The organism is Streptomyces sp. NPDC060031, assembly GCF_042736805.1.
Classification (GTDB): Bacteria; Actinomycetota; Actinomycetes; order Streptomycetales; family Streptomycetaceae; genus Streptomyces.
Map to the genome: position 1 here is coordinate 1 of NZ_JBHWVM010000074.1, position 9871 is coordinate 9871.

Here is a 9871-nt window from a genome sequence, read left to right on the forward strand (position 1 = left end):
GCGAGGTACGTGGCGGTCGCCTCGCCCTCCAGGTTCGGGTCGGTGGCGAGGATCAGCTCGGTCACCTCGCCGTCAATGACTGAAATGATCTCCCCACCAGCGCGGAGTGGTTCTAGGCTCTTCCTTACCGCCGGTCGCGCAGTGCGGGGACGGGCACCGCACCAAACGCACCGGAGCACCAGCGGTACTTGAGCGCCGCTCCCGAACGGGAGCGCCGCCGGGCAAGGAGGGCCGCATGACCGTACGGCGAGTAATGGGGATCGAGACGGAGTACGGGATCTCCGTCCCCGGGCACCCGAACGCCAATGCCATGCTCACCTCGTCCCAGATCGTCAACGCCTACGCGGCGGCGATGCACCGGGCGCGACGCGCCCGCTGGGACTTCGAGGAAGAGAATCCACTACGGGACGCCCGCGGCTTCGACCTCGCCCGCGAGGCCGCCGACAACAGCCAGCTCACCGACGAGGACATCGGCCTCGCCAACGTGATCCTCACCAACGGCGCCCGGCTCTACGTCGACCACGCGCACCCCGAGTACAGCTCGCCGGAGATCACCAATCCGCTGGACGCCGTGCTCTGGGACAAGGCCGGCGAACGGATCATGGCCGAGGCGGCCGTCCGGGCGGCGCAGCTCCCCGGCGCCCAGCCGATCCACCTCTACAAGAACAACACCGACAACAAGGGCGCCTCCTACGGCACGCACGAGAACTACCTGATGAAGCGGGAAACCCCCTTCTCGGACATCGTGCGCCACCTCACCCCCTTCTTCGTCTCGCGCCAGGTCGTCACCGGCGCCGGACGCGTGGGCATCGGCCAGGACGGCCGCGAGCACGGCTTCCAGATCAGCCAGCGCGCGGACTACTTCGAGGTCGAGGTGGGGCTGGAGACCACCCTGAAGCGGCCCATCATCAACACGCGCGACGAACCGCACTCCGACGCGGAGAAGTACCGCCGCCTCCACGTGATCATCGGCGACGCCAACCTCTCCGAGATCTCCACCTACCTCAAGCTCGGCACGACCGCCCTGGTCCTGTCCATGATCGAGGACGGGTTCATCAACGTCGACCTGGCCGTGGACCAGCCGGTGCGCACCCTGCACCAGGTCTCGCACGATCCCGACCTGCACCACCTGATCACGCTGCGCAGCGGTCGGACCCTGACCGCCGTACAGCTTCAGATGGAGTACTTCGAGCTGGCCAGGAAGTACGTGGAGGAGCGTTTCGGCTCCGACGCGGACGAGCAGACCAAGGATGTGCTGGCCCGCTGGGAGGACGTGCTGGGCCGGCTGGAGAGCGACCCGATGAGCCTGTCGGGAGAGCTGGACTGGATCGCGAAGCGGGAGATCCTCGAGGGCTACCGGAGGCGGGACGGACTCGGCTGGGACGCGGCCCGGCTGCACCTGGTGGACCTGCAGTACTCGGACGTACGGCCCGACAAGGGGCTGTACAACCGCCTGGTGGCCCGCGGCAAGATGCAGCGGCTGCTGGAGGAGCCGGCCGTGGAGCGGGCGCAGAGCAAGCCCCCGGAGGACACCCGGGCGTACTTCCGGGGCCGCTGCCTGGAGCAGTACGCCGACGACGTGGCCGCGGCCTCGTGGGACTCGGTGATCTTCGACCTGCCGGGGCACGACTCGCTCCAGCGGGTCCCGACGATGGAGCCGCTGCGGGGGACGCGGGCGCACGTGAAGGAGCTCCTGGACCGCTGCCGCACGGCGGAGGACCTGGTGCGGGTGCTTTCGGGGCGCTGAGCGGGCCTGAAATGCCTCTGGTCCGGGAATCATGAAGGCACCCGGACGTTAGGAAAGTACGGGGACGAATGTCGGACCCTCCTTGTAGGGTCCGACGTAGGGTCTGATCTTGAGGGATCCCGAATTCCCGGGGTCCCTCGACGTGAGCGTGCGAACCGAGCGGGGTGAGGTAGACATGGCGACCAAGGACACCGGCGGCGGACAGCAGAAGGCGCAGCGCTCGACCGAGGAGGTCGAGGAGGCGGCGGTCGAAGAATCGACCGACCTCAAGGAGCGCCAGGAGAAGCTCTCCGACGACGTCGACTCCGTACTTGACGAAATCGACGACGTCTTGGAGGAGAACGCCGAGGATTTCGTGAGGTCATTCGTGCAAAAGGGCGGCGAGTAAGGCTCGCCAGGGCCGTTTGACCTTCGAATCGAAAGTTCGGGGGTGGGGTGGCCGAAGCGGTGCCTGAGGGCATGAAGCGTTGCTCGCGATGCAAGCGAGTCCAGTTATGTGAGCCCTTCGCGAGTAATCGCGCAATGCGGGACGGTCTGCAGGCGTATTGCCGTGAATGCCAAGCCGAGCACTATAAGAGAAGCCAAGAGGCGAAGGGGCGGACGGTGCGGGCGAAGATCCCCGTGCCGTCCGGGCACAAGCGGTGTCCCCAATGCGGGGAGGTCAAGCCCCACTCGGAATGGGAGCGGAACAAGACGAGTTCGGACGGTTGGGCCAGCTACTGCCGAGAGTGCCGAGCGCAACGGAACCGAGCTTCCTACTTCAAGCGCCATTACGGCATCACCGAAGCCGAGCGTGATGACATGATCGCGGCTCAAGGCGGGAAGTGCCTGCTCCGTCAGAGCGCTCCGGCCGAGCACGTGGATCACGATCATCAGACGGGTAAGGTCCGAGGCGTACTGTGCTTCAGCTGTAACGCAGCCTTGGGGCAGTTCAAGGATCGGCCGGACGTCATACGGCGTGCAGCCGCTTACGTGGAAGGAAACCTGTGGAACCCAACACTCGTAGCACAGGGCGTCTACCGGCAGCCTTCCTGACGCCGGGGTCGTCGTCCTTCATGGATTTCCTCGGCGCGCACCAGCCCGAGATGCTGCCGGGCAACCGCAAGCTGCCCGAGGGTGTCGTCGAGGCGCCGCACGGGACGACCATCGTGGCCACCACCTTCCCCGGCGGGGTCGTGCTCGCCGGTGACCGGCGGGCGACCATGGGGAACATGATCGCGCAGCGGGACATCGAGAAGGTGTTCCCGGCGGACGAGTACTCCGCGGTGGGCATCGCCGGTACGGCCGGCCTGGCCGTGGAGATGGTCAAGCTGTTCCAGCTGGAGCTGGAGCACTTCGAGAAGGTGGAGGGCGCGACGCTCTCCCTGGAGGGCAAGGCCAACCGGCTCTCGACCATGATCCGGAGCAATCTGGGGATGGCGATGCAGGGGCTGGCGGTCGTACCGCTCTTCGCGGGCTACGACGAGGCCAAGGAGAAGGGCCGCATCTTCTCCTACGACGTGACGGGCGGCCGCTCGGAGGAGCACGGCTTCGCCGCCACCGGTTCCGGCTCGATCTTCGCTCGCGGCTCCATGAAGAAGCTCTACCGTCCCGATCTGACGGAGGAGCAGGCCACCACGCTCGTCGTCCAGGCGCTGTTCGACGCCGCGGACGACGATTCGGCGACGGGTGGGCCGGACCTGTACCGGCACATCTACCCGATCGTCACCGTCATCACCGAAGAGGGTTTCCGCAGGCTGACCGACGATCAGTCGCAGGACCTCGCCCGTACGGTCACCGACCGTCGGCTGGAGCAGCCCGACGGCCCGCGCGCCGCCCTGCTCTGACCATCCCCGTTCTGTAGGAGCCCGGAAGAAAGGGACGGACAGCCGGTGTCGACTCCGTTCTACGTTTCACCCCAGCAGGCCATGGCCGACCGGGCGGAGTACGCCCGTAAGGGCATCGCCCGCGGCCGCAGCCTTGTCGTGCTGCAGTACGCCGACGGCATCGTGTTCGTCGGCGAGAACCCGTCCCGTGCGCTGCACAAGTTCAGCGAGATCTACGACCGGATCGGTTTCGCGGCCGCCGGCAAGTACAACGAGTACGAGAACCTGCGGATCGGCGGTGTGCGCTATGCGGATCTGCGCGGATACACCTACGACCGTGACGATGTGACGGCCCGTGGGCTGGCGAACGTGTACGCGCAGACGCTCGGCACGATCTTTTCGAGTGCCGGTGAGAAGCCGTACGAGGTGGAGCTGGTCGTCGCCGAGGTGGGGACGACCGCCGCGGGGGACCAGATCTACCGGCTGCCGCATGACGGTTCGATCGTGGACGAGCACGGTTCCGTCGCGGTGGGTGGCAATGCCGAGCAGATCAGCACGTTCCTCGATCAGCGTCACCAGGACGGGATGACCCTGTCGGAGGCGTTGAAGCTGGCGGTGCAGGCGCTGTCGAGTCAGGCGAACGGTGCGGACAAGGCGATTCCGGCCGAGCGGCTGGAGGTCGCGGTGCTGGACCGGACGCGGTCGCAGCAGCGGAAGTTCAAGCGGATCCGGGGCCGGCAGCTGTCGCGGCTGTTGGAGGCGGATGTTCCGGCGGCCGCGCAGGCCGACGCCGTGTCGAACGACGAGGCTCCGGAGGACGAGGCGGAGTAGGACCTCTCCTGCGATGGCCCCGGTCTGCCGTTCTCGGCGGGCCGGGGCTTCGTCGTGTCAGCGGGCGGGTCCGGTGGAGCCGCGGATGACGAGTTCCACGGGGATGTCGGGGGCGGTCCAGGGGGTGCCTTCGAGGACGGCGAGGAGGGCGGTCATGCCTTGTTCGCCGACGCGTTCGGCGGGGAGGCGGACGGTGGTGAGTTCGGGTTCGACGGCGGTGGCGAGGGCGAGGTCGTCGAAGCCGGTGACGGAGAGGTCGTCGGGCACGCGCAGGCCGAGGCGGCGGGCTGCTTTGCAGGCGCCGGCGGCGAGGATGTCGTCGTCGCAGATGACGGCGGTGGGTCGGTTCCCGGGGGTGGCCAGGGCGCTCTCCATGGCCGTGCGGGCGCCCTCCACGGTGAGGGGGGCCCGTACGGTGCGCAGCTCGGTGTGGGGGCCCAGGAGGGCGGTGAGGGCTTCGGCGCGGATGTGGAAGGTCCAGGTGTCGATGGCCGAGGCGAGGTGGAGGAAGCGGTGGTGGCCGAGGGCGAGGAGGTGTTCGGTGACTTGGCGCATGCCGTCGGCCATGGCGAGGTTGACGTGGGCGGCGGCTGGTCCGGCGGTGGGGTCGCTGTCGAGCATGACGAGGGGGAGTCCGTCGCCGCCGATGGCTTCGAGGGCCCCGGCGGCCATGGAGGAGGCGATGACTCCGTCGAGGGCGGCGCGGGCGGAGGCGAAGGGGTTGCGGGCGGGGCCGGTGCCGTCGGGGGAGGGGTAGAGGACGACGCCGAAGCCGTGTTCGGCGGCGATGCGTGCGGCGCCGGTGTAGACGCGGGCGAAGAATTCGTTGGTGAGGGCGGGGACGACGAGGAGGGCGGTGCGGGTGGAGCCGAGGCGGAGGTTGCGGGCGGCGAGGTTGGGGCGGTAGCCGAGTCGGGTGGCGGTTTCGCGGACGAGGTCGGCGGTGCGTGGGGAGACGCGGCCGCGCCATTTGTCGCCGAGGACCAGGGAGACGGTGGCTTGGGAGACCCCGGCGGCGGTGGCGACGTCGCGGCTGGTGGGTCTCGTCACAGGTGGCTCCTGAAGTGCGTGGTCAGGGGTGTGTCGGGGGGTTCGTCGGGTGGACCGGCGGACTGCGGCCATGGTACGTATGACGGGTCGCGTTATACGTATTACCCCGGCGGGTGCCGGGCAGAAGGGGGCGGACATGGCCGCGGGATACGCGGAGCTGCTCAGGACCCGGCACGCCGCGAGGCTGCTGGTGGGCACGCTCATAGGCCGGCTGCCGAATGGCACGGCGGCCATCGCCATCGTGCTGTTCACGCGCGCGGAGGGCGGCAGCTACACCCTCGCGGGGGCGTTGGCGGCCGCGTACGGGCTGGCCAATGCGGTGGGCCAGCCGTTGCTCGGGCGGGCCGTGGACCTGTACGGGCAGCCGCGGGTGCAGCTGCCGGCGGCCGTGGTGTCCGCGCTGGGCATGGTGTGGTTGGCGCTGGCCGGTACCGGGGCGCCGGTCGCGGCGTATGCGGCGGTGGTGGTGGCGGGGTTGTTCACGCCTCCGCTGGAGGGCGGGCTGCGGGCGTTGTGGCCGGGGGTGCTGGGGGGCCGTGAGGAGCGGGTGCACGCGGCGTACGCGATGGACGCGGTGGCGCAGGAGGTCATGTTCACGGTGGGTCCGCTGCTGGTGACGCTGTTCGTGTCGCTGTGGTCGCCGGCCGGGGCTCTGCTGGCCCTGAACGCGATCGGGGTGCTGGGCGCCCTGTCGGTGGTGGTCAGCGAGCCTTCGCGGGCGTGGCGGTCGGCGCCGCGTGAGGCGCACTGGCTGGGTGCGCTGCGTTCCAAGGGGCTGCTGGCGCTCCTGGGTGCCTTCTTCTTCGTGGGTACGGCGCTGGGTTCGATCGCGGTGGCGGGTGTGGCGTATGCGGATGATCACGGGAATCAGGCGGTGTACGGCTGGCTGATGGCGTCGCTGGGGCTGGGTGCGCTGTTCGGCGGGGTGGTCTACGGTGCGCGGCAGTGGGCCGGGGCGCCGGAGCGGCGGCTGCGGTTGCTGGTGGCGCTGCTGGCGTTGTGTTACCTGCCGCTGATGCTGACGCCGGGTCCGGTGGCGATGTCGGGGCTGGCGGCGTTGGCGGGTGTGTTCCTGGCGCCGGCGCTGGCGTGTGCGTTCATCGTGGTGGACCGGCATGCCCCGGCGGGCACGGTGACGGAGGCGTTCTCCTGGTTGGTGACGTTCTTCGGGGTGGGTGCGGCGATCGGTACGGCGGCGGCGGGGCCGGTGGTGGAGTGGGGCGGTACGGCGGCGAGTTTCGGGGTGGCGAGCGTGGCCGGGGCGGCGGCGCTGGGGGTGCTGACGGTGACTCAGCGGGTGCTTGCGGTGCCGGGTCGCAGTAGGGCGGTGGCGGGTTCGCCGGGGGGTGTGTCGCAGGTGCCGTCGGAGCCGTTCGTCGGCAATTGATCGAAACGGCACTGGCGAACCCGGTTTCAGAAGAGGGCAGAAGGCGTAATGTTCAGTCATGGACCGCCGCATTTTCGGGCTGGAGAACGAGTACGGCGTCACGTGCACGTTCAGGGGACAGCGCCGACTGTCTCCTGACGAAGTGGCGCGCTACCTCTTCCGCCGTGTTGTGTCATGGGGCCGCAGCAGCAATGTCTTCCTGCGGAACGGCGCCCGCCTCTACCTCGACGTGGGTTCGCATCCGGAATATGCAACTCCCGAATGCGACAACGTGACCGAACTGGTCACGCACGACAAGGCGGGCGAGCGCATTCTCGAAGGCCTGCTCGTCGATGCCGAACGCCGCCTGCACGAGGAGGGAATCGCGGGCGACGTCTATCTCTTCAAGAACAACACCGACTCGGCGGGCAACTCCTACGGCTGCCACGAGAACTACCTGGTGGCCCGGCACGGAGAATTCTCCCGCCTGGCGGACATCCTCATTCCGTTCCTTGTCACGCGGCAGTTGATCTGCGGTGCGGGCAAGGTGCTGCAGACGCCCCGGGGCGCGGTCTACTGCGTGAGTCAGCGGGCCGAGCACATCTGGGAGGGCGTCAGCTCGGCCACGACGCGTTCCCGGCCGATCATCAACACCCGGGACGAGCCGCACGCGGACGCCGAGCGCTACCGCCGTCTGCACGTCATCGTGGGCGACTCGAACATGTCCGAGACGACCATGCTGCTCAAGGTCGGGGCCACCGACCTGGTGCTGCGCATGATCGAGGCGGGCACGGTGATGCGGGATCTGACCCTGGAGAACCCGATCCGGGCCATCCGTGAGGTCAGTCACGACATCACGGGCCAGCGCAAGGTGCGTCTGGCCAGCGGCCGTGAGGCGTCCGCCCTGGAGATCCAGCGGGAGTACTACGACAAGGCGGTGGACTTCGCCGAGCGCCGGGGCATCCGTACCGGCGTGGTGGACCAGGTGCTGGAGCTGTGGGGCCGGACCCTGGACGCGATCGACGCGGAGGACCTGGACCGGATCGGGACCGAGATCGACTGGGTGATGAAGTACCAGTTGATCGAGCGTTACCGGGCCAAGCACAACATGACGATGTCGAATCCGCGGGTGGCTCAGATAGACCTCGCGTACCACGACATCCACCGTCGGCGCGGGCTGTACTACCTGCTGGAGCGCAAGGGGCAGGCGGCGCGGATCTGCAACGACCTGAAGATCTTCGAGGGCAAGTCGGTGCCCCCGCAGACCACGAGGGCGCGGCTGCGCGGGGACTTCATCCGTCGTGCGCAGGAGCAGCGCCGGGACTTCACGGTCGACTGGGTGCATCTGAAGCTGAACGACCAGGCGCAGCGCACGGTGCTGTGCAAGGACCCGTTCCGTTCGGTGGACGACCGGGTGGAGAAGCTCATCGCGGGGATGTAGCGCGCCGGTGGCGGTGCGCACGTAGCGCGATGTGACATCGCACGGATCTGCCCGGGGCCCCGTACGCATCTCGTACGGGGCCCTTGGCACGGCTTAGAGTGGCGACGACCGTCCAGCCGTCTGAGATCTGAGGAACACGTGCGCCGACTTGCCGGCCTGCTTGTCGTACCCCTTCTGCTGCTGTCGACAGCAGCCTGTGGTGACAGCGGCTCCGACTCCGCCCAGATGAAGAACGGGGTGCCCGCGATCACGAAGGGCGCCAAGTTCGGGGAGACGCCCACCCTGTCGAAGGGGACGGGCGAACCGCCCAAGGAACTGAAGGTGGAGACCATCAGCGAGGGCAACGGCCCGACGCTGAAGAAGGGCGACATCGCCCAGGTCAACTACGTCGGCCAGGTGTGGGACGGCAAGGAGCCGTTCGACGCCAGCTTCGGCAAGGGCAAGCCCTTCGACGTCACCGTCGGTGCCGGCCAGGTCATCAAGGGCTGGGACCAGGGACTCGAGGGCAAGAAGGTCGGCAGCCGTCTGGAGCTGGTGATTCCGCCGGACCTCGGTTACGGCGCCCAGGGTTCGGGCGACAAGATCAAGCCGAACGCCACGCTGGTCTTCGTCGTGGACATCGTCAAGGGCACCAGCGTGCCGGCCTCCGCCAAGGGCAAGGAGGTCGCGCAGGACAACAAGGACCTGCCGAAGGTCGGCACGAACACGGACGGCAAGGAAGTCTCCGTGTCCGTCCCGAAGGACGTGACCCCGCCGGCCAAGCTGGTCTCCGACTACGTCCTGGAGAGCGACGGCGCGGTGGTCAAGGACACCGACAGCGTCGTGGTGAAGTTCAACGGGAAGACGTGGAAGGACGACAAGACCTTCGAGAGCACGTACTCCTCGGACACGACGGTGACCTGGCCGATGGATCAGCTTTCGGTCAAGGGTCTGAAGGAGGGCCTGGTCGGCAAGAAGGTCGGCAGCCGCATCCTGCTGGTCATCCCGCCGGACCAGGGCTTCGGCGACAAGGAGCAGGGCACCATCCCGGCGAACTCGACGCTGGTCTTCAGCCTCGACATCCTCGCGGTGATGTAAGACTGTTCCGGTTGACCGTTTCGTACGTATGAGGAGCAGTTCCGTGAGCGACAAGCTCGAGAAGCCCGAGATCGACTTCCCCGAGGGCGAGGCTCCCAAGGACCTCGTGTCGGAGGACATCTGGGTGGGCGACGGCGCCGAGGCCAAGGCCGGCGACCGGGTCTCCGTCCACTACGTGGGCGTGGCCTTCTCCACCGGCGAGGAGTTCGACGCCTCCTGGAACCGCGGCTCCGCGCTGCAGTTCCAGCTCGGTGTCGGCCAGGTCATCTCCGGCTGGGACCAGGGCGTCCAGGGCATGAAGGTCGGCGGCCGCCGCAAGCTCGTGATCCCCGCGCACCTCGCCTACGGTGACCGTGGCGCGGGCGGCGCGATCGCCCCGGGCGAGACGCTGATCTTCGTCTGCGACCTGGTGAAGGTCGGCTGATCCGGACATCCGCGATCAGTTGAGGGGCCCCCGCCCGGCGGCGGGGGGCCCCCGGCGTTTCCGGGGACCGCCGGGGGGGGTAGGTCAAACGTGAAGTGTTTGTTAGTAGAGAACGGGGGTCCGGCCTCGA

At 68.3% G+C, this 9871-nt stretch carries 10 protein-coding genes and 1 pseudogene; 9 read left to right on the forward strand and 2 right to left on the reverse strand.

Annotated elements, in window-relative coordinates; translation table 11 throughout:
- Positions 1-74, reverse strand: a pseudogene (locus ACFWB8_RS27245) (recombination protein RecR); the annotation flags it as partial.
- Between the two features lie 161 nt (positions 75-235).
- Between ACFWB8_RS27245 and dop the strand changes: the two are divergent.
- From dop to prcA, 5 genes are all read left to right on the forward strand, one after another.
- Complete coding sequence (gene dop / locus ACFWB8_RS27250) at positions 236-1747, forward strand: depupylase/deamidase Dop (protein ID WP_385232457.1); 1512 nt, start codon at positions 236-238, stop codon at positions 1745-1747.
- 175 nt (positions 1748-1922) lie between these two features.
- Positions 1923-2135: a ubiquitin-like protein Pup gene (locus ACFWB8_RS27255; RefSeq protein WP_030294332.1), complete on the forward strand. Its 213-nt coding sequence runs from the start codon at positions 1923-1925 to the stop codon at positions 2133-2135.
- Positions 2136-2269: 134 nt separating this feature from the next.
- A complete protein-coding gene (locus tag ACFWB8_RS27260) occupies positions 2270-2782 on the forward strand; it encodes an endonuclease VII domain-containing protein (protein WP_385232460.1) in 513 nt (170 codons plus the stop codon).
- Entirely contained in the window at positions 2734-3573 is an 840-nt protein-coding gene (prcB, locus tag ACFWB8_RS27265) for a proteasome subunit beta (RefSeq protein ID WP_385232463.1), read from the forward strand. Before ACFWB8_RS27260 ends, prcB begins: the two co-directional genes overlap by 49 nt.
- 45 nt (positions 3574-3618) lie before the next feature.
- On the forward strand, positions 3619-4383 hold the full coding sequence (prcA, locus tag ACFWB8_RS27270) for a proteasome subunit alpha (protein ID WP_385232466.1): 765 nt from the start codon (positions 3619-3621) through the stop codon (positions 4381-4383).
- A 57-nt stretch (positions 4384-4440) separates the two neighbouring features.
- Here the strand turns inward: prcA and ACFWB8_RS27275 are convergent, their stop codons facing one another.
- Positions 4441-5505 carry a LacI family DNA-binding transcriptional regulator gene (locus ACFWB8_RS27275; RefSeq protein WP_385232469.1) on the reverse strand — a complete coding sequence of 355 codons (1065 nt, stop codon included), beginning with the start codon at positions 5503-5505 and terminating at the stop codon, positions 4441-4443.
- A gap of 64 nt (positions 5506-5569) precedes the next feature.
- Here ACFWB8_RS27275 and ACFWB8_RS27280 point away from each other — a divergent pair, with 64 nt between their 5' ends.
- From ACFWB8_RS27280 to ACFWB8_RS27295, 4 genes are all read left to right on the forward strand, one after another.
- Positions 5570-6820 carry an MFS transporter gene (locus ACFWB8_RS27280; protein ID WP_385232472.1) on the forward strand — a complete coding sequence of 417 codons (1251 nt, stop codon included), beginning with the start codon at positions 5570-5572 and terminating at the stop codon, positions 6818-6820.
- Between the two features lie 58 nt (positions 6821-6878).
- A complete protein-coding gene (pafA, locus tag ACFWB8_RS27285) occupies positions 6879-8240 on the forward strand; it encodes a Pup--protein ligase (RefSeq protein ID WP_030016332.1) in 1362 nt (453 codons plus the stop codon).
- Between the two features lie 138 nt (positions 8241-8378).
- Entirely contained in the window at positions 8379-9317 is a 939-nt protein-coding gene (locus ACFWB8_RS27290) for an FKBP-type peptidyl-prolyl cis-trans isomerase (RefSeq protein ID WP_385232475.1), read from the forward strand.
- A gap of 28 nt (positions 9318-9345) precedes the next feature.
- A complete protein-coding gene (locus ACFWB8_RS27295; RefSeq protein ID WP_385232478.1) occupies positions 9346-9741 on the forward strand; it encodes an FKBP-type peptidyl-prolyl cis-trans isomerase in 396 nt (131 codons plus the stop codon).
- Positions 9742-9871 lie beyond the last annotated feature (130 nt).